The sequence below is a fragment of the Lederbergia ruris genome (assembly GCF_018332955.1).
Taxonomy (GTDB): domain Bacteria; phylum Bacillota; class Bacilli; order Bacillales; family Bacillaceae_C; genus Lederbergia; species Lederbergia ruris.
Genome location: NZ_BORB01000004.1, coordinates 81,722 through 102,323, shown reverse-complemented (window position 1 = coordinate 102,323; position 20,602 = coordinate 81,722). Strand labels below are relative to the sequence as shown.

General features: G+C 38.6%; 15 protein-coding genes. 12 read left to right on the top strand and 3 right to left on the bottom strand.

Annotation, left to right across the window (positions count from 1 at the left end; genetic code table 11):
• The first annotated feature begins 94 nt into the window (after positions 1 to 94).
• From KI363_RS03685 to KI363_RS03670, 4 genes are all read left to right on the top strand, one after another.
• A complete protein-coding gene (locus KI363_RS03685; RefSeq protein WP_212965536.1) occupies positions 95 to 1,654 on the top strand; it encodes an extracellular solute-binding protein in 1,560 nt (519 codons plus the stop codon).
• A gap of 116 nt (positions 1,655 to 1,770) precedes the next feature.
• Positions 1,771 to 2,700, top strand: coding sequence for an ABC transporter permease (locus tag KI363_RS03680; RefSeq protein WP_246516747.1), 930 nt, complete (start codon positions 1,771 to 1,773; stop codon positions 2,698 to 2,700).
• Between the two features lie 40 nt (positions 2,701 to 2,740).
• Positions 2,741 to 3,637: a carbohydrate ABC transporter permease gene (locus KI363_RS03675; RefSeq protein ID WP_158322629.1), complete on the top strand. Its 897-nt coding sequence runs from the start codon at positions 2,741 to 2,743 to the stop codon at positions 3,635 to 3,637.
• Between the two features lie 121 nt (positions 3,638 to 3,758).
• Complete coding sequence (locus KI363_RS03670) at positions 3,759 to 4,727, top strand: glycoside hydrolase family 43 protein (protein ID WP_212965535.1); 969 nt, start codon at positions 3,759 to 3,761, stop codon at positions 4,725 to 4,727.
• Positions 4,728 to 4,970: 243 nt separating this feature from the next.
• Here the strand turns inward: KI363_RS03670 and KI363_RS03665 are convergent, their stop codons facing one another.
• Complete coding sequence (locus KI363_RS03665) at positions 4,971 to 8,954, bottom strand: LPxTATN C-terminal sorting signal domain (protein ID WP_212965534.1); 3,984 nt, start codon at positions 8,952 to 8,954, stop codon at positions 4,971 to 4,973.
• An 846-nt stretch (positions 8,955 to 9,800) separates the two neighbouring features.
• Here KI363_RS03665 and KI363_RS03660 point away from each other — a divergent pair.
• The 3 genes from KI363_RS03660 to KI363_RS03650 all read left to right on the top strand — a co-directional run bounded on the left by KI363_RS03660 (position 9,801) and on the right by KI363_RS03650 (position 12,949).
• Positions 9,801 to 11,084, top strand: a complete 1,284-nt coding sequence (locus KI363_RS03660; RefSeq protein WP_212965533.1) for a sugar ABC transporter substrate-binding protein — start codon at positions 9,801 to 9,803, stop codon at positions 11,082 to 11,084.
• A gap of 71 nt (positions 11,085 to 11,155) precedes the next feature.
• Positions 11,156 to 12,109: a carbohydrate ABC transporter permease gene (locus KI363_RS03655; protein ID WP_373306716.1), complete on the top strand. Its 954-nt coding sequence runs from the start codon at positions 11,156 to 11,158 to the stop codon at positions 12,107 to 12,109.
• A 33-nt stretch (positions 12,110 to 12,142) separates the two neighbouring features.
• Positions 12,143 to 12,949, top strand: coding sequence for a carbohydrate ABC transporter permease (locus tag KI363_RS03650; RefSeq protein WP_158322632.1), 807 nt, complete (start codon positions 12,143 to 12,145; stop codon positions 12,947 to 12,949).
• Positions 12,950 to 13,106: 157 nt separating this feature from the next.
• On the opposite strand, the gene KI363_RS03645 is transcribed toward KI363_RS03650, so the two are convergent.
• Complete coding sequence (locus KI363_RS03645; RefSeq protein WP_212965532.1) at positions 13,107 to 14,459, bottom strand: GGDEF domain-containing protein; 1,353 nt, start codon at positions 14,457 to 14,459, stop codon at positions 13,107 to 13,109.
• Positions 14,460 to 14,673: 214 nt separating this feature from the next.
• On the opposite strand from KI363_RS03645, the gene KI363_RS03640 reads away from it, so the two are divergent.
• From KI363_RS03640 to KI363_RS03625, 4 genes are all read left to right on the top strand, one after another.
• Positions 14,674 to 15,690 (top strand): NAD-dependent epimerase/dehydratase family protein, encoded by a 1,017-nt coding sequence (locus tag KI363_RS03640; protein ID WP_158322634.1) that lies wholly within the window; start codon positions 14,674 to 14,676, stop codon positions 15,688 to 15,690.
• The gene (locus KI363_RS03635) at positions 15,691 to 16,749 is read left to right on the top strand and encodes a dihydrodipicolinate synthase family protein (RefSeq protein ID WP_212965531.1); all 1,059 of its coding nucleotides are present in this window, start codon (positions 15,691 to 15,693) and stop codon (positions 16,747 to 16,749) included.
• Between the two features lie 15 nt (positions 16,750 to 16,764).
• Positions 16,765 to 17,769 (top strand): zinc-dependent alcohol dehydrogenase, encoded by a 1,005-nt coding sequence (locus tag KI363_RS03630; RefSeq protein ID WP_246516738.1) that lies wholly within the window; start codon positions 16,765 to 16,767, stop codon positions 17,767 to 17,769.
• A gap of 71 nt (positions 17,770 to 17,840) precedes the next feature.
• Positions 17,841 to 19,436, top strand: coding sequence for an FAD-dependent oxidoreductase (locus KI363_RS03625; RefSeq protein ID WP_158322638.1), 1,596 nt, complete (start codon positions 17,841 to 17,843; stop codon positions 19,434 to 19,436).
• Positions 19,437 to 19,656: 220 nt separating this feature from the next.
• On the opposite strand, the gene KI363_RS03620 is transcribed toward KI363_RS03625, so the two are convergent.
• A complete protein-coding gene (locus tag KI363_RS03620; RefSeq protein ID WP_158322640.1) occupies positions 19,657 to 19,803 on the bottom strand; it encodes a manganese catalase family protein in 147 nt (48 codons plus the stop codon).
• Positions 19,804 to 19,952: 149 nt separating this feature from the next.
• Here KI363_RS03620 and KI363_RS03615 point away from each other — a divergent pair, with 149 nt between their 5' ends.
• Positions 19,953 to 20,522, top strand: a complete 570-nt coding sequence (locus KI363_RS03615; RefSeq protein WP_158322642.1) for a hypothetical protein — start codon at positions 19,953 to 19,955, stop codon at positions 20,520 to 20,522.
• Positions 20,523 to 20,602: the final 80 nt, after the last annotated feature.

Sequence of the window (20,602 nt, the reverse complement as noted above, 5' to 3'; positions counted from 1 at the left end):
GAGCAATTTAAAATATCTGTATCCGATTACAAATATGTGGAAATGTGTGTCTAAAAGATGAAAAAGACACTTAAAAATAAGGGGGAAAGCAAAAATGAAAAGGTTTTTAACACTAGTTTTATCTCTAGTTTTGGTAACTTTAATATTTGCGGGCTGTTCAAAGTCTAAAGAGACAAATGGGAGCACCACTAGTGAGGGCCCTTCAGACAATTTTAATAAAGAAGGACTTCCAATAGTTGACGAAGAGATTAATTTAAAGTTTTTTGCCAGACGCTCTCCAGTAAATGGCCCCTATAAAGATATGTTAGTTTTCAAGGAATTTGAAAAGATGTCAAATATTAAAATAGAGTGGAATGATGTTCCCCAGGATGGTTTTGATGAAAGGAAAAACTTAGAGTATGCAGCTAAAAATCTACCTGATGTCTTTTATAAGGCTGAGATTTCGCATGCAGAGGCCGTAAAATATGGTTCGTCAGGACTCTTTATTCCGCTTGAAGATTTACTTGAGGAGTATGCACCGAATTTCACAGCTTTATTTGAGCAATATCCGGAAATAAAATCATCCATTACCGCCCCAGATGGTCATATCTATGCTTTACCGGCTATTGTTGAATTAGATGCTGCAAGAACTGAAAAATTTTGGGTTAATAAAGACTGGTTAGACAAATTAGGATTGGAAGAACCGACGACACCAGACGAATTGGTTGATGTTCTTACGGCCTTTAAAAACGATGATCCGAATGGGAATGGCAAACAAGATGAAATTCCTTTAACTGAACGTAACCTCCCTACCTTAATAAATAACTTTGCAAGTTCTTGGGGATTATTGCAGCAAATGGGAAATACGATAAATGTTGAGAACGATAAGGTCCATATTTGGAAGACAGATGATAGATATAAAGATCTATTACAATTCCTAAATAAGCTTTACAAAGAGGGATTACTAGATCGGGATGTTTTATCACATTCACCTTCAGAGTACACAGCTAAATTGTCTACCGGGAAGGTAGGCATGTCCCATACACAGGGAGATGACATGAGTACTCAATATAAAGACTATGAGTACATTGGTATTGCACCAATAAAGGGGCCTTTTGGAGATCAATTAGTAAAGGCATCTCCTATAGCAAGAGATTTTGGTACATTTGCGATTACATCAGCCAATAAGTATCCTGCGGAAACGATTCGCTGGATTGATTACTTCTTTAGTAAGGAAGGTTCCATTTTCTTTAGATATGGGGTTGAGGGAGAGACCTTTAATTATGATGATGATGGTTTACCTCAGTATATAGATGAAGACGCAAGTCTCGAAGCTGTTACTCCATTTCCAGGGGGAGGAGCGCCACAGTATATAACTGAATATAATTCGTCAGCTATTAATTCACCGGCAGTACAAGAAGCACAGAAAAAATTTGATCCATATTTACCAGAGGTAATTTATGGTGCCCCATTATTTGATGAAAAGACAAACAAGGAAGTCAACCAAATCCGTCAAGATATGGATGCGTATTATAATGAAACAAGTTCCCAATTTATTAATGGTGATTTAAGTTTTGATAAATGGGATGAATATGTTTCTACTATAGAAAATATGGGGCTAGAGAGATTAGAAGAAATCTACCAAGAGGCTTTTGATAAAACTTTTAAGGAGTAATAGTAATGACTAGGTACAAAGATTTTCTTTGTACCTAGTAACTAAAAAATAATTCAAGAGGGAGGTACTAAGAAGTGAGTGTTTTAAGGACGAAATCCCAAGAAAATACTTCAAGTGTGAAATCCCAACCCATATTAAAAAAACGTGGAACCTGGAAACAAATCGTCAAAAGTTATGACTTGTACCTTATGCTCTTGTTACCCATGGCTTGGTATATTATCTTTCAATATGGTCCGATGTACGGTTTACAAATTGCCTTCAAAGACTTTAATCCTTCATTTGGTTTTCTTGGAAGCAAATGGGTCGGTTTTGAAAACTTCACAAGGTTTTTCGAATCTTATTATTTCGGAAGATTACTATGGAATACATTTTCTATAAGTATCTATTCTCTGCTTATAGCATTTCCAATCCCAATACTTTTGGCCCTTCTCATCAATGAAATTCGCAATAATGCGCTCAAAAAGTGGGTCCAAAACGTTACATATATTCCACATTTTATTTCCGTGGTCGTTATTGTCGGAATGCTGAGCCTATTTTTAAATCCTGCTAGCGGAATAGTCAATACCATGTTAAATGCTGTAGGAATAGATTCTGTCGCTTTTATGGAAAAACCTGGATGGTTTAAGACAATCTTCATTGGGTCTAATATATGGCAAAGCATGGGTTGGCAGTCGATTATCTATATCGCAGCCTTAGCGGGAATCGATCCACAGTTGTACGAAGCGGCGAAAATGGACGGAGCAAGCCGGTTTCAAAGAATTATTCATGTATCGATACCAGGCATTCTTCCAGTAATTATTATTTTACTTATTTTGGATGTAGGGAACTTCTTAAATGTAGGATTCGAGAAGATCTTATTAATGCAAAATAATTTAAATATGAAATCGAGTGATGTCATCCAGACATTTGTTTACAGAAACGGTATTCTCAACGGGGATTTTAGCTATAGTGCCGCGATCGGTTTATTTAATTCGGTTATTAATTTTATTTTATTAATATTTATCAATCAATTTGCAAAGAAAAAGGCAGAGACAAGCCTATGGTAGATAAAAATCTAAAAAATGTCAGTGAAGGAGGGAGCCTACGGTGAAACAACAATCTAAGAAGATCTCAGATGGAAAAGTATTTGATATCGGAGTGCTCATTATTTCTGCTGTCATTTCGGTATTGATACTATATCCGTTAATTTTTATTGTGAGTGCTTCTTTCAGTAGTCCTGAAAAAGTTATGAGTGGTGAGATGTGGCTTTTTCCCGTTGATTTTACATTAGATGCTTATAGTGAAGTTTTTAAAGATGGAGATATATGGAATGGCTATAAAAATACTATTTTTTATACAATCGGTGGTACCTTTATCAATATTATACTGACAACTTTAGCCGCCTATCCACTTTCAAGACGAGATTTGCCAGGTAGAAACATCATTATGTTTATTATAACCTTTACGATGTTTTTCAGCGGTGGAATGATTCCAACCTTTTTGGTCGTACAAGGACTAGGGATGGTCGATACCTTTTGGGCAATGATTATACCGAATGCAATTGCGACGTATAACCTGATCGTCATGCGTACTTATTTTCAGACAAGTATTCCTTGGGAGCTTCAGGAAGCGGCAATGATAGATGGTTGTTCCAACTGGAAAATGTTATGGAAAGTAATTCTTCCACTGTCAAAGCCAATCATCGCTGTTATGTTACTTTTTTATGCAGTGGGCCATTGGAATGCATTTTTTAACGCTCTAATTTACCTGCGGGATGACAAACTTTATCCTTTACAGCTTATACTTAGAGAAATTCTCCTTGTCAGTCAGGCGAATATGACAGACGAAATCAGTAGTGAAATTGGATTAGATGAAAAAATGATGCTGGGTGAGAGTATTAAGTATGCTTTAATTATTATAGCTAGTTTACCTGTTCTGGTTATATATCCTTTTGTTCAAAAGCATTTTGTCAAAGGAGTAATGATTGGGTCTATTAAAGGGTAAATATTTTAGAGTTCAAAAATAGATGATAAAATTCACTTAAAATAGATCAATCAAAAATCTAACAAATTAACATTTTATGGAAAGCTATATATAACAATTTAAAAAGAAAGAAGGATTTATTATGACAAATACCTTTCAAAATCCATTAATGGATCCTGGAGCGGACCCGTGGGTTTATAAAGATGATGATATGTATTATTTTATGGCTACGAGAAGAACTCACCTCGACTTATGGAAATCTCCTACGTTAAGCGGTATTGCGAATGGAGAGCGGAAGACGATTTGGACTCCACCAGAAGAAGGGATCAATAGCCACTTCCTTTGGGCGCCGGAGATTCATAAAGTAAATGGAACATGGTATGTGTATTTTACTGCAAATGATGGGAAAGTCGGAAAAGACGGCGACATGACGCGGAAAATCTTTGTTTTGGAGAATTCCTCACAAGATCCTTTTGAAGGTGAGTGGATCGAGCGAGGCTATGTCAATACTGAACATCCTGGATTAGATGGAACGGTCTTTGAGAATAATGGAAAGTGGTACTTTGTTTATGCAGGGTATGGAAACTTTCCAGCCTACGGTTCGGCACTTTATATTGCAGAAATGTCTAATCCTTGGACCTTAACAGGGCCTGAGGTATTGATCACGAAGCCGGAATATGAATGGGAAGTTCAAGGCGGGCTGGCTGTAAATGAAGGACCAGTCATGTTGAAAAGAAACGGTAAGCTTTTCTTAATATATTCGGCAAGTGCCACCTGGTCTGATGACTACTCACTGGGTATGTTAACGGCTAGTGCAGGGTCTGATTTATTAAATGCCCAGTCATGGGATAAATCCCCAGCTCCTGTTTTCAAGAAATCAGTGGAAAATGGTGTGTTCGCTCCAGGTCATAACGGTTTTTCCCAATCTCCAGACGGAACGGAAGATTGGATCGTCTACCATGCCATTCCTGAATCAGAAGGTGGCAGTAGTAAACGTAGTACTCGTATTCAAAAATTTGGTTGGAAAGCGGATGGTACACCTGATTTCGGGGTTCCGTTATCGACATCTAAAGCAATTCAGGTACCTTCGGGGGAAAACTTATCAGATTAGAGATTTTAATTCAGTAGTATGGATAATTTTAAGACTAATAGGGCCAGTCTCTCTAGTAAGAAGCTGGCCCAAGGTTATGTGGTTTTACAATGGAAACATTTAAGTTTAACGGTATCCTTGTGTGGGTTTTATTTTCAGCTTTTCCGACTTACTCTTATTGGATACTTCGTATGGTCTCTATCTGCTAAAATATTACTTTGTGTAGAGAAGAAAAAATAGTAGAATTGGGAATAACCCAAAAAATTAGTTTGATTTCCTTTTTCGATTATAATAGAGTAAGAACAACGCGAATCCAATAAGCAGTAGCCCTATAAATATATAGTTATAATAATTGGTTGCTGTATTGGGAAGAGAGGATCTCTTTGAATTACTCTCACTACCTCCCTTACTAGATGGGTGTGCTTTATGTTGTTTCCGCTTATTGCCGGGCTTATTCTTGTTAGGCTTCTTCTTCCCGTTATTCTTATCTGTGCCACCGCCGATAACGTGGTTATCGTCACCTTTTCCATTATTTAGGTCTCCATTTTTCTGCTTTTGATCTTCACCGTCTTTTCCATCCTCTTCGGACCAATGAATCTGGTATTGCAAGGAGGACTTCCCATCAGTAGCTGTCACATTGATCGCTGTTGTCTGATCATCAAGAGTTACAATTTCAGTTTGAGCCCCTGCTTGGGTTGCTTCTATTGTCACATTTTTTGTTGGAGATGATGATATTGAATAATGAGTAATTCCAGGTGAAAATGAAGCGATTGGCTTGCCATTTATAGAAATGCTTTTTAAAGTAGCATCTGTTTCTGGAACTGCAATACGGTATAGTTCTTTCCCAAGAGCGTAATAAATACTACCATCTATTCCAATCGTCATATTATTAATAAAGTCATCGATGATTACCTTATGGGCTAGTGTCTCGGGATCGATGGCAATTAAGCTTCTAGATAAAGTTGTATATAACATTCCATCTGGTCCCCATTGTAATCTATAAGGAAACCATTTACTGCTATTATATAAACTTGGTCGAATAAGCTTGCTTTTTATAACTTCCATCGTATCAGGGTTCATCGCAAAAATAGTCCCTTCCACTGCCCCCCATAGATTTCCATCTGGGCCGAATGAAAGTTCTCCAATCATACGAGGGGTTTCATCAATATTTGGAATTTGTGGAATGAATTCTTTTACTTTTTTCCCTTTTTCAACATCCCAAACAAAAATCTTTGCTGCTTCTGCTTTTGGCTCAATACCTAATCCGCCCCAAACGGATGTGCCGCCATAAAGTTTACCGTCCTTGTAAGCCAACCCGATGATACTTTGATCTTTTACAACATTTCTGTATTCTTGCCATTTATTTGTTTTATCATTATATATTGCTAGCACACCTCCGAGAACCCCGTAGTCTGGTACAGTCCCCACGAAGAGTTGGCCATTACCCGAAGTAATCGCAAATGGACGGTCTTGCTGATGGCCGATATCATATTCAAGATGGGGGTTTGTATTTAAGTCAACCGGTTTTCTAGGATCAAAGCCATACATTATGGCGCCAACATAAGTACCGTAATATACTTTCTCATTGAGAAAGCCAATCCCTTCCGGCTGTGCAAAGGCAGAGATATTTAAGTCTATTTCATTTTTAAAAGGATTGTAAATACTCATCCCCCGTTGATATCCACCCATATAAAGTCTACCGTCATGTCCAGTTTCTAGGGACTGTATAGCTACAGCTTGTGAGGCAATGTCTAATTCTAAGAAAGTCATCTTGTTTTCAACAGGGTCAAAAAGCATATATTCTCCATATTGCGTAACGATTGCGAGTACTTTTTTTCCAGATTTCAATGTAATCCATTCCATATCTTTGACACGAACTGTGTCAGGGAGGATTGGAATATCCTCTATTAAAGTTGATTCATTAGTTGAAAAATTATACTTAAAGAACTGTGATTGAAATTTGTAATATATAATATTTTCATTGGCCTTAGATGGGTTTGAAGCCATATTGCTATATTGGAATTGATGGATAACTTGATTTGTTTCTGGATCCACTACGAGCATATTAATGGAACCATTTGAAACGAGAAGTTTATCATTTATTAAGAAAATATCTTCAAAGAAACCTTCTTCACCAGAATAACCCTCGATAATGATTTCTTCCTTCTCACCAGTAGATCTATTTACTTTATAAAGATGTCTGGTTGCTCCGATTCCAACATAAATATAGTTTTCATCTACAGCAATGCCGCGCGCATAATCCTCGTTTTTATCTATAGGTCCGAAATCTTTGAACTTACGGGTCTCAATGTCATATTCAAACACACTAGCATTTGGATAAGTAGATCCATATATCTTCCCATCTGAGCTCGCTTCAAGGTCCCAAACCCAATCATCAGAAGGATTGACACCTAACTCTTCTATCTTTTTCTGAGCAGGTAGATAGCGATATAGTTTTCCATCACCTGTACTTGCAAAATAGACATTTTTATCCGCTCCAATTGTCATTGCCCATAAAGCTTCCGTTCCTTTTATTACTTCCGAAAACTTTAGTTTACCAGTTTCTGCATCTAGGACAGAAAAGGTTCCGGGTAGACCGTTGGAATGATAATAAATTTCGTTTTCTCCTAATTCATTTTCTTGAATGACGGAGGCTTGGCCTAACTGAACCTGCACCATTTCTCCCAAATTTTCGGGTGATTGATAGACACGGTCTAATACCAATTCATCTTGAGTATCCAATTCAAATCGAACATCATCAAAATATGCTTCTGTTAAACTAATGCCACCTGAGTAAAAGGCTAGTCTAGCATAGGCAGCGGTATCGGGGGCAGTTGTAAGTAATTTTAATTCAGACCATTCTCCTTTTGGGAGATTACCAAAGAGTTCCATTTTCACATCAATTTCTTTGTCATCTTCATTAAAGTAATGGATCTCATAGACGATGTTATGTGTTTGATGGATAACGTTCGTTTGTACTTTTGCTAAGTAGGATTTTCCTGGTGAAACATCAATTTTATTACTTAATACTTTTAATCCTTCTGTTTCGGAGGTATCATGGAAATGTAGACTTTGATTTCCTTCGAAAGATATCTTATCATCAAGGGAAATTCCTGAGGCTTGGTTTTCCGGTGTCCAGCCTAGAATGTGACCATCTTCTAATAAGGGAGCTTCAAAACCTGGATTGACTACATTATTCGAAATTTCATCATTGGATGGTAAAGGATCTTCCTCTTCTTCCTTTTTATCATCGGATGGTTCATCTATTTCTTCTGACAAAGCCTCAAGTACCACATCATTAAAATAAGCATCTGTTAAGCTGATTGCGCCTGAATTAAAAGTTATTTGTACCGCTACTGCATCTTCCGGTGAGTCTCCTTCCAGTTCAATATCAATCCAACCAAGCCCCGCCTTGCCCTTATGTAGCTCATTTTTATCATTGAAGAAGGAAAGGGCAAATTCAACTGAATGGCTTTGCTCGATTACCTTCATTTTCGCAGAAGCCTTATATCGTTGGTTTGATGAAATGGGAATGAGTTCAGACTTTACTTGTACTTGGTTGTTGGCCGAATAATCATGAAGACGCAAAAAATTTGATCCTTCATTCCTCATAATAGTAATAAGGTTCCCAGTTGAGGTCCAACCAGGGATGTCTAGTGGCTTTTCGAAATGACTATTTGAGATTTCTATTTCATCCTCTTGCTCATTTGAGATTTCTATTTGGTCAATATAAGTGGTGAAACCATCCGCTTCATCAGATGTAAAGTATATTTTTGCAGTTACAGTTGAAGGTGGAGCAACTATATCCTTTTCGACATTCATCCATTTCCTTTTCTCGGTAGATACTGCGGTCGGAGATTGCTTTTCTATTAACTCCCCATCTAAATTATAAAATTCAAGTCCATAGCGAAGTGCTCCCGTCTTTACATGATCGTTATATATTTGAAAAGTAAAGGAGTAAGTTCCCTCTAATAATTGGAAAGTGTCGCTCTCAATAGTCATCTTTTGTTGATCAGCTGCAAATAAAAGACTATTATTTCCTTCTATCGCTTGATCAGCCGAAATAGTGAAGTCTCCCTCTACTATATTCCAACCAGGAATTTGAAAGGGTTCTTCAAATTGAGGATTCCTAACTAAATTAATAACTTCCTCCGCTTTGGCCTGTTTTCCGTATATAGGAAACATTACAAAAATAAGAGATAGACAGAATAGAACAATAACACATCTAGATAAGTTTTTCTTGGTCAATCTGGATCCCTCTTTCTAATTATTATTTGTTTGTGGTTTAAGCTTTATGCTTTATTCCTGCTATTAGTCAAGTTCGCTAGTGTTTCTTTGAGTATTTTTTACTTTGTTGACTAACGGAGAGCGTTTGCAAAAAATATCATCCCTCCCGTACCAATTCTGTGTTATATTGTGTTTCAAAGTATAAAGGATCATCGATTTATGTCAATGTCGATATAGAGTCTTGATATGAGTTTTGGATTGTTATGGTATAAGAAATATTTAAACAAGACGAGGTTGGGACAAAAGTGCTTTCGCTTAAGAAAAGTACGAACTACTAGCGTGTATATAACCCGCTCCGGAAATATACTTCGCTTTCCGCGGGCGAGTGTCAAGCCTCCTCAGGCTTCGCCTTCCGGGGTCTTGCCGAACTCTTACTTTCCGCAGGAGTCTACGTATATTTCCTCCGCTAAGGTAATGCATTGTTCGCTTTTGAAGCTTAGCATTTTAGTTATGTCCCAACCTCGTCTTGTTTTAGAACTGAGTCAAACAAAAGGCAAGAAAGACTGTGAAAAGTTGGTTTAAATCATTTCAAAACAGTCATTTATTAAAGACACTTTAGAGACTTGTCTCTTCTCCAGAAAGATTATACACTCAGAATACGAGGTTCGAATGTTTAAAGAATAGCAATTTCTCCATTGTAGAGGTGGCTCCTCCATCTAAGTTTATATTTATATGGATAATTTGATAACGCTTCCAGACATTCGAACTTGAAAAGCCTAGTTTTTAGGGGGTGCAGCTTGCATTCTGTGTTGGTGTGAATGATGAGGTTTGTGCAGTGACAATGTAAGGAGAGAGGGGTTTTATTTCATGAAAAAAATTCGTTTGTTATCACTATTTCTTTTAATTGGGATTTTCCTTGTTGGTTGTAGTTCTGGGAACAATAGTCAATCAAGTTCAGGAGGAAAAGATTCAAAAGGCGGAGATGAGTCAGACGGGAAGTTGTCAGGTGAGATTACCGTATGGGCCCATCCTTACACAGGGGATCAAGAGGTAGAGGGGAAGATGTGGGATGAGATTATCTCCTCCTTTGAAGAAGAGACAGGTGTAAAAGTGAATTTTGAACAAATCCCATGGGCGAATCGTGATCAAAAGATTTTAACGGCATTGGTTGCGAATAATGGGCCAGATGTATTTTATGCTATCCCTGACCAAATGCCACAATATGCAGATGAGGGCATGTTGCTAGAGCTTGATCCCTATTTAGAAGATCTAGACATGGATGATTTTGTAGATACGGCGTTAGTATCCACGACATGGAAAGATAAGTTATACGGTTTGCCGATTCTGCAAGAGGCTTATACATTTTTGTATAACGTCGATATTGTGAAAGATATTGGGGGAGATCCAGAGAATCTGCCAAAAACATGGGATGAATTTGATGAATGGGCCAAGAAGGCAAAAGACAAAGGCTATTATGCTATGAGCTTTGCAGGAGGCGGTTCTATGAATGGAACCTTCTATCCATACGTGTGGCAAGCTGGTGGGGATATTGTGAATGAAGATAATGAAGTATTGATTAATAATGAAAAGAGTCTAAAAGCTTGGGAACGACTGGATCATATGTATAAAGAAGGATGGATTCCTGAAGACTCGATTACGGCAATGGAGCGCGATGCTCTATGGGATAGCGGAAAATTATTAGCTGTTCAAGGTTCGGGTGCTTCTATCACGAATATGCTAAGTAAAGATTTATTTGAATTTGTGATTGCTCCACCACTAACAGGTGAAGAACAAGTGACATATGGAACGACAGGAATGTTTGTGGCCCCTGTGAACACAGATAATCCAGATGCAGCAGCAGAGTTTATTAAGGTAATGACCAATACAGAAAATCAAAAGCGCTTTAATAAAGTGACTCAATATATTCCGACACGTGAATCTGCAAAGGAAATATTTGATGAAGAACCATATTTAAGTCAACTTGCAACTTATACTGAATATGCCTTGCCAGGGGTTATTCATCCTGCAGGTCGTACGATTATGCCCTTTATACAATCCGAACTTCAAACAATGATGGAAGGAAAGAAGACGCCGAAGGAAGCGGCCGATGCTGCGGCAGAGGCGATAAAAGTGGAGTTAGACAAGAATTAGTCCTGTGGTTGATAGAGGGTTTGATACGATGAATCAAACTCTCTGTTACTGACTTTTTATGAAATAGGGTGATGACAGTGGACAATACTGAAACGAATCCAACCGTATATGTTTCGAATAAGAAAAAGGCGCCCTTTGGACAGAGAGTCAAAAGGGAACTAAAACGAAATGCGATCGTCTATATTTTCCTTACGCCGATCATGCTCCATTTTTTAATTTTCCAAGTGTATCCGTTTTTATTAAGCTTTTATTTAACTTTTATGGACTGGAAAATAATTGGAGATCCAGAATTTGTTGGACTGAAACATTGGCAGAATTTATTAACAGATAAATTAGCATGGAAAGCCATTTGGAATACGGTTTTATTTTCTGTTTATTATATATTACCTACAATGGCACTTGGTTTGATCTTAGCCCTCATTATTAATTCAGGTGTAAAAATGGCTCGTTTTTTTAAAGGGGTGTTCTTTCTACCGGTTGTGACTTCTTTTGTTATTGTTGCCGGTATCTGGGGCTGGTTATTTAGAGGAACTCCAGATGGACTAGTGAACTATTTAATTAGTTTTATTGGAATTAAACCACAGCTATTCTTTTCAGCTTCTGATCAAGCTTTAATGGTATTGGCAGGATTAAGTATTTTCAAAGTAAGTGGGAGTACAATGATCTATTATTTTGCGGGATTACAATCTGTTCCAAAGCAATTGTATGAAGCCGCGCGAATAGATGGGGCTTCGGCCTTTCGAATTTTTCGCAGTATCACTTTTCCACTATTAAAGCCTATTCACTTTTATGTACTCATTACAACAACCATTGGTTCTTTCCAAATCTTTGATTCTGCCTATTTGTTAACAGGTGGGGGTCCGAACTATTCAACAACAACACTTGTTTACTATTTATATGAACAAGGTTTTACAAGCTTGAACTTAAGCTATGCATCTGTATTATCATATGTTTTGTTTATCATTATCTTGATTATTTCCCTTATACAAAGGAGGTATCTGGGGAAGGAAACAAATATTTATTGAAGAGGTTAGGATTTGGGAAAGGAGACATCTTGCATGGCTAAGAAAATCATTCCGTACACAGCATTGCTATTGCTAGGTGCTTGTTTTTTATTACCATTTATTATTATGATTTTGGGGTCTTTCAAAGATGCTCAGTATGCACAATTGGATCCTTTGTTTTGGATCCCTGATCAACCTACTTTTAAAAACTATATTTATATTTTTAGAGATGGCATCTTCTTACGTTGGATTATGAACTCCGTTATTGTGACAGTCATCCCGGTCTTTAGCCAAATGGCATTTTGCGCTGTGCTAGGCTATATCTTTGCGAAGAAAAAGTTCCCTGGGCGGGAGATTATTTTTTGGGTTTTTATGGCAGTGATTATGATTCCTCAACAATTGCTTATTATTCCGAAGTATATTATGTTCTCTGACTTTGGTTGGATCAATACATTTAATGCTCTGATTATTCCAGAGCTCTGGGGAATTATGGGGGTATTTCTTGTTCGACAATTTCTACAAGGAATTCCGGATGATTTTGAGGAAGCGGCTCATATCGATGGAGCAAATGATTTTCAAATCTTCTTTAGGATCATATTACCGTTATCCATCCCAGTTGTAGCGACGGTTGGAACATTTTCTTTTATCTCTAACTGGAACGATTTATTTCAACCATTGATTTATTTGACACAGGAGAAGATGTTCCCCATTACCCTTGGATTAGCCTCTATGCTCGGTAAGGAGGGAAACTTTGGAATTGAGATGGCAGGATCGGCGATTTCATTTGTACCAACCTTTTTGATTTTCCTCTTCTTCCAACGCTATTTTACGGAAGGAATCCAAATGTCGGGATTAAAATAAAGATTTACTGGGGGAGTAATCATGCAAGTGAGAAGTGTACCGATCAGGGAAAGAATTGAAATAATATGCTTTATCGAGACGACCAATAAAAAGTTGAGAACCTAATGGCAGAGTCAATGTAAAAAAGGAACTGGTAGAGAGGCCACCAGTCCCAACCTTAAAAAAGTTCTCCATCATCAATAAAACTCAATCGGTAGATACGGCGGGGGCGGCCTTTATGTGTGACTTTTTCTTCCCCAACGATTTCTACTAATTCTGCGTCCATCCATTTTAATAGGATTCGGTGAGCACTTCTTACCGTGATCTTTAAAGTGGAAGCTAATTCTTGGGCGGTGTAATCAAATTTTCGATAGCGGGCGACTCGTGCCATCAGCTTTGTCATGTAGGCGGCAGACATTCCTGCTTTTTCAGCTTTATCTAACAGTTCTGCATCTGTAATCGCTAAGTCATATCTTTCATATTGAGTATGGGTTGTGATATCGACGGGCCCTAATACACTACGGTCTTCTCGGACAATGTAACAAACATTCCCTCCCAATTCTTTGGATTGACGGAGGGCTAACCGTGCGTGGTTCCCAGCTTCTGCGGCCGTGCTCCCGAACCCAATGCCCATACTAAGCGTTATATTGAGTTCGCTTTTTGTATCTTGAAGAAGAGGGATAAACTTATAGCCTCTTGTTTCACGCTCAAAGATCCCTCTTGTTGTGATAAAGGAATATTCTTCTCCACCTAAGTTAATAAGGTGGCCATCTAATTGTTTCATATAATCAAGTAACATTTGCTGAATGTTCAGTTTTAGTAACTGGACATCGTGTTCAGAAGTAAATTTTTCTACGACGCCTTTGAAGTTATCGACATTGATTAACCCGAAGACAATTTGTGCCTCTTTATTTCGTCGAGTATCGGTTGCTAAAAGAGCGCGCTCAAGAGAGACAATCAGATCTTGCTGTGTAGGTGTTACCCATTCAAATGGGATGTCCTTTTTTACCAGACCCTCCGCGACTTCTTGGATACCAGTTAAGGCAACCGTATCGTATGTATCGTAATTTTGCAGATGAAATTCAATAATTTTCTGGATTTCTGGTCCTTGGGTTTGTTTTTTATAAACGTATATTTCTTTTGCCTGTTCATCAAGCTCTAGCAAAATCTGTTCTACATATTTTAGTTCTACTGTATCAACGGATAGGCTTCTTAATCCATGGCTGTTTTTCAGAAGAAATAATGAGCGGTAAAGTCCAGTACCCATTAAGGGGACATGATGTACTGGAATGCTGAATTTAACTTGTTGTTTAGCCATCTCGTATAAATGATACTCGGTAAATAGAATCACATCGACATCACTCATTAAGTCTTGAAGCGCATCCGAGTTAAAGTTGGAAGAATTAAAATTGCGAAAATGTGCCTTAAAATTTGGGAAAGACTTTAATGATTCATTTGTTAACTCAATAAGAGGTTGGGGACCGATAATGCCGATCTGGATTTCTGAATGGGATGAAGCATTAGTTGACATCGATTCTACTCCTTTATAGCTCGTTTTTGTCTCTTTATCTATCATATTACTTTTTTGAGAGGGAACTGTCAAAGTTTGATTTTATAGGGTTGCAAGGGGTTTCTGGGTAATGCTAATTAAAGACCTTTACAAGACTTGTCTTTTAATGAATCTATTCATACAATCAGAATAAGTAGTTTAATTGTTTTGAAATCAGGAATATAGGGGTGTGTAAATGAAGACCATTGCAGAATTAGAGGAGTTTATGACAAAACCTTCAGAATCATTATTAAGGGATATTAAAAACATTAATGGAGATATCTTGATTTTAGGCGTAGGAGGGAAAATGGGCCCGACGTTAGCCAAATTGGCGAAACGGGCTATTCATGAAGCGGGAATTGAGAAACGAGTCATTGGCGTCTCACGTTTTTCGTCGGGGAACCTGCAAAAAGAGTTGGAGGATTTTGGAATTGACACCATTGCCGTCGATTTGTTAGATGATCAAGCTTTACAGTCTTTACCGAATGTTAAAAATATCATATATATGGCGGGAAATAAATTTGGTACAGTCGGCAATGAACATTTTACTTGGGCGATGAACACTTATTTACCCGGACGATTAGCTGAAAAATTTTCCTCCTCAAGGATTGTCGCCTTTTCAACAGGAAATGTATATCCTTTGACGAATGTTTTAAACAATGATTGTACAGAGGAAAAGACAGTAGAACCAATTGGAGAATATGCGCAATCATGTTTAGGACGCGAACGAATTTTAACTTATTTCTCTCGGAAAAATGAAACGCCCATGCTTTTTTTTCGCTTAAACTATGCCATTGATATGCGTTATGGGGTTATCTTAGAAATCGGGAAACAAGTACTGACAGGGAAAAAGATTGATTTAGCGATGGGGAATGTGAATGTTATTTGGCAGGGCGATGCCAATGAATATGCCATTCGTTCTCTTTTACATTGTGAATCACCACCGAAGATTTTAAATATAACGGGGCCAGAGACGATCTCTATTCGCTGGTTAGCTGAGGAATTTGGAAAGCGCTTTGGCGAGCATCCGCAATTTGAGAATGAGGAGCAACAGACCGCATTATTAAACAATGCGGCGAAAGCACATCAATTATTTGGCTATCCAAAAGTAACAATCCAGCAAATGATTGACATGGTCTCAATTTGGTTGATGAATAATGGGGAAACTCATGATAAACCAACACATTTCCAGGAACGAAAAGGGGCTTTTTAAATGTTAAATCCACATGTAAAGGAAAAGCTGCATGAAGGGGTTGTGATTCCTGCTCATCCATTGGCTTTAACGAAGGAGCGAGAACTTGACGAGCAAAGACAACGTGCATTGACTCGCTATTATATCGATTCAGGGGCAGGTGGAGTGGCAGTAGGGGTCCATACAACACAGTTTGAAATACGCGATCCTAAGTTCAATCTGTATGAAAAGGTAATGGCTTTAGCGATTGAAGAAATTGAAAAGGTTCAAATATCGAAAGCATTTATTAAAGTTGGCGGAATTTGCGGTCCATTAGAGCAAGCGATGCAAGAGGCTAAGTTTATCAAAGGAATTGGCTATGACCTTGGTTTGCTGAGTATGGGAGGATTAACGACCTGTTCGGAAGAAGAACTTCTAGAACGGACAGAAAGAATCGCAGAAATCATCCCAGTCTTCGGCTTTTATCTGCAGCCATCTGTTGGAGGTAGAATACTATCATATGAATTTTGGAAGGCGTTTGCGGAAATTCCGAACGTGCATGCGATCAAGATCGCCCCTTTTAATCGCTATCAGTCTCTTGATGTTGTGCGCGCTGTTTGTCATTCATCAAGGAATGAGGAAATCGCCATTTATACAGGAAATGACGATAATATCGTAAACGATTTATTAACAACATATCGGTTTGAGGTAGCGGGGGAAAAGATAGAAAAGCCGATTGTTGGGGGTTTGCTTGGGCATTGGGCCGTCTGGACGAAAAAGGCTGTTGATTTATTCGAACAAATCCAATCGGTAAGAGATCAGGCAGAAATTCCGAGGGAGTTATTGACTTTAGGGCAGGAAATTACGGATGCGAATGCTGCCTTTTTTGATGTGAACAATCAGTATAAAGGCTGTATAGCTGGTATTAATGAAGTTTTAGCCAGGCAAGGATTATTACAGGGAAATGAATGTTTGTTAGATAAGGAGAGGTTGAGTTCTGGTCAAGCTGAGGAAATTGACCGTGTCTATGCGGTATACCCACATCTAAATGATGATGAGTTTGTACGATCTCATCTTAAAAAGTGGTTGAGTGAAGTATAAGAATGGGGGAGTGTGATGGCTTTGCGCAAAATCGTAGCAAAAAACCAACGAGTAGAAATAGTAGAAGAGGAAATGCCCTTACTCAAACCGGCTTATATTTTGGTGAAAACGATGTATTCCGTAATATCCCCGGGTACGGAATTAGGGATGATGGAGAATAGTTCTAATCGAGAGATTCCGCTTGGATATAGCGCGATGGGGGAAGTTGTAGAATGTGGGGAAGGGATCAGCAATGTGAAAACTGGTGATCTTGTTGCTTGTTACGGGGCACCATATGTTCACCATGGTGAATATTTACTAGTGCCGCGCACACTGTATACAAAAGTTGCGGAAACTGTAGAGGCTAAAGAGGCAGCTCTTGCTGGAATCGGGGCAATTGCGATTCATGCACTAAGAATCGCCAAGTTACAATTTGGCGAAACAATCGTCATCATAGGGTTGGGAATGCTTGGACAAATGATTGCTAAAATTGCCAATGCTGCTGCTTATCGTGTGATTGCTTGCGATTTATCAAAAGAGCGGGTCGCCATGTTAGCCCGGGATAAAGGCATTAAAGCCTTCTCTAATATGGAGGGTATGGAAGAACAGATTTTTAAAAGCACTGATGGCTATGGCGCTGATGCTGTTTTACTTTGTACAGGTGGAAAAAGGTCACCCCTTACTCATGAGAGCCTGAAATGGATTCGAAATAAGGGAAAGGTTGTAATCGTAGGGGATGTGGAACCTGACTTTCCGAGAAATCTTATGTTTGGAAAAGAGGCGGAGCTTCTAATATCGCGAGCGGGCGGACCTGGACGCTATGATGAGGTCTATGAGAAGCAAGCGATTGATTACCCCTATGGATTTGTTCGCTGGACGGAAGGCCGCAATATCGCTGAATATATTCGCTTAGTAAGTGAAAGAAGAATCGATGTGCAGCCACTATTAAAAGCAGAAGTTGCTTTTGATGACGTACCGGAAGAATTTGAACAGTTACGTAATAAGAAGACGAGTACGTTGACTAAGCTAATTTGCTATTAACAATCTTTATTCATAATCGCAGCGCTGTAAAAGCGGCGTTTGCTTCTAGAAAAACAAGAAAGTTGGTGGGGATGTTGGGTTTAGATCAGCTTCATTATTATGTACCAACCAAAAGAAATTCGAAATCAAGGATCATTAAAAAGGATGTGATTATTTACGGAGGAACCCCAGCAGGTATGACAGCGGCTGTGCAAATCGCCCGCTCGGGATATTCTGTCGCGATTGCAGAATTTAGCCAGCAGATTGGCGGGATGACAGCAAGTGGTTTAGGAGCCACTGATCTTGGAGCAGAGGAAGCGATTGGTGGTCTTGCTAAAGAATTCTACCAAGAGATCACCCGTTATTACCAGAAGGAAAAGCAATGGGTTTTTGAACCGAAGGCTGCCCAATATGTATTTCATAAGTGGATAAAAGAGTATGAAATCCCTGTATATTATCGCCAGCATTTAGAAAAGGTGTCTAAGATAAATGGTAAAATAGTGGAAATCACAATGGAAGATGGTTCCCGTTATCAGGCAGACATTTTTTTAGACTGCAGTTATGAAGGTGATTTATTAGCCAGAGCCGATATATCCTATTTTGTTGGAAGGGAATCCAATGCGACATATAAAGAAATTTATAATGGGATTCAATTTGGCGGTCCTCACCATAAATTTGAAAAATGGATCGATCCTTATACGGTAGAAGGGGATGCCAAGAGTGGAGTTTTACCAGGAATAACGGAGGATGATCCAGCCTTACTAGGTTATCAAGGGCAAGGGGATCATCGCATACAAGCTTATAATTTTCGAATTTGCCTTACGAACGATCCCGAAAAACGCCTTCCCTTTCCAAAACCGGCTAATTACTGTGCCGATCAATATCAACTGTTATTACGATACATTCACTCTGGTGTATGGGATGTGATGAAGCTCCATACTATGCTGCCAAATGGAAAGTCAGATTTAAACAATTATGGCGCTTTCTCGACGGATTATATTGGTATGAACTATGACTGGCCAGAGGGGAGTTATGAACGACGTGAGGAAATTTTTCAAGAGCATGTAAATTATGATCTCGGTCTTCTTTATTTTCTTGCAAATGATGAACGTGTACCGATTAGTATTCGCGCAGAAGTAAGTGAATGGGGGCTTCCTGAAGATGAATTTGTGGAAACAGGGCATTGGCCTCCGCAACTTTATATTCGTGAAGCTCGACGGATGATTTCTGATTATGTGATGACAGATCATAATTGTTTAGGCCAATCTTCCGTCCATGATTCAGTTGGACTTGCTTCTTATCATATGGATTCCCATCATTGCCGTCGTGTTGTGATAGATGGACGATGTGTCAATGAAGGAGATGTTCAAGTGCCGACTTCTCCGTTTTCAATCTCCTATCGTTCCATTCGCCCACGATCAAGCGAATGTACGAACTTACTTGTTCCTGTTTGTTTATCAAGCTCTCATATTGCTTATGGATCTATTCGCATGGAACCAGTTTTCATGATACTAGGACAATCCGCTGGGGTAGCGGCGGTACTTGCTTTGAGAAACAAAGTAAATGTACAGGAAGTAAAATATCATGATTTAAGAACTGAACTCCTCCGTTGCGGACAAGTATTAGAATGGTCGGAAGAGATAGAAGATGACCCGATCAAACGCATGGAAGCGACTTTCGGGAAATAAATTTTATAGATGATGGGATAATCCGCCGAACAGCGGATTATTTTTAATGGAGAAAGTCGGAGAGAAGTTTGACTGGAATAAGAGCATTTAAAGGAAATGGAGAGAAAAAGAGTCTTTTAGTAACTAGGAAAGTAGTAGCTTGTACTATATAATAAATAAAAATTTATTGACTAGGATTGTATGGGGTTCATGCATAACTGAACCCCATATTGGAACAGCATTAAGGAATGAAGCCGTGAAAGTGATACTGCATCATGAAGGTCATTTCACCCGTTTGCCCACCGATCATCTTTCCGAATTTATCAGGGGTACTTGGCGTTGGCTTGTTAGACTTTTTCCCTTGCTGTTCTTTTGCTTGTTGCGACATGTGAGATCACTCCTATTTTTCACTTTATCGCTCTTTTTATTTGTTCCCAGGATGGCTGGGAATATGTGATTGATTTGTTCCTAGAATAAAAATGATCAGAGAAGACCTAGTTCGTAACGGCTTTCGTACTATCAAGGGGTGGGGAATTTATGGAAAGAAAGCATAAACAGTCTGATTACAGGACGATCGAGACTATTGTTGTTGTGCTTGCTATAGCATTTATTCTATTTATTTCACGGTTGTTGTCTGGCCTGGAGGATAGGGGGCAATTTATAAAATTCATTGCCTATGATGTTTTAGTCGTGAATATGTATGGTGTTGTTCTTGTCCTGCTGGGTTTGGCTCTTATAGTCTTTTGTATATATTTCATTGTAAAAAAGAAAGCTGCTGATCCGAAGCGTTTAGCATGGCTTGGCCCTTTACTAGCCTTGTTTCTCATCGTTTTAGGAGGACTTCTCTCTCATAACTTAAAAGATCACCTCATTGATATAACTAGTTATTTAACGGGAAATACAGTGACAGAAGAGGTAGTTATAGAAAAATTTGCTGTTCGCTCATCAGGGGACCACACTTATTATGAATACACTCTTGCTGATGGACGGGAATTTTCAGAAGGGCATTCAGGAAAGGGATTTTCTCGCATTCAAAATGGAAAAATGTATGTCATTCACTACTTACCCAAATCGAAGAAGTTGTTGAGCATAAGGCTTGCTGATTAAGAGTGAATTTTCGAGGTTAAGCCTACTTCACCATTTATTTGGATTAAGACTGTTTTCAAGCTTTCCCATCCTAGCCATAA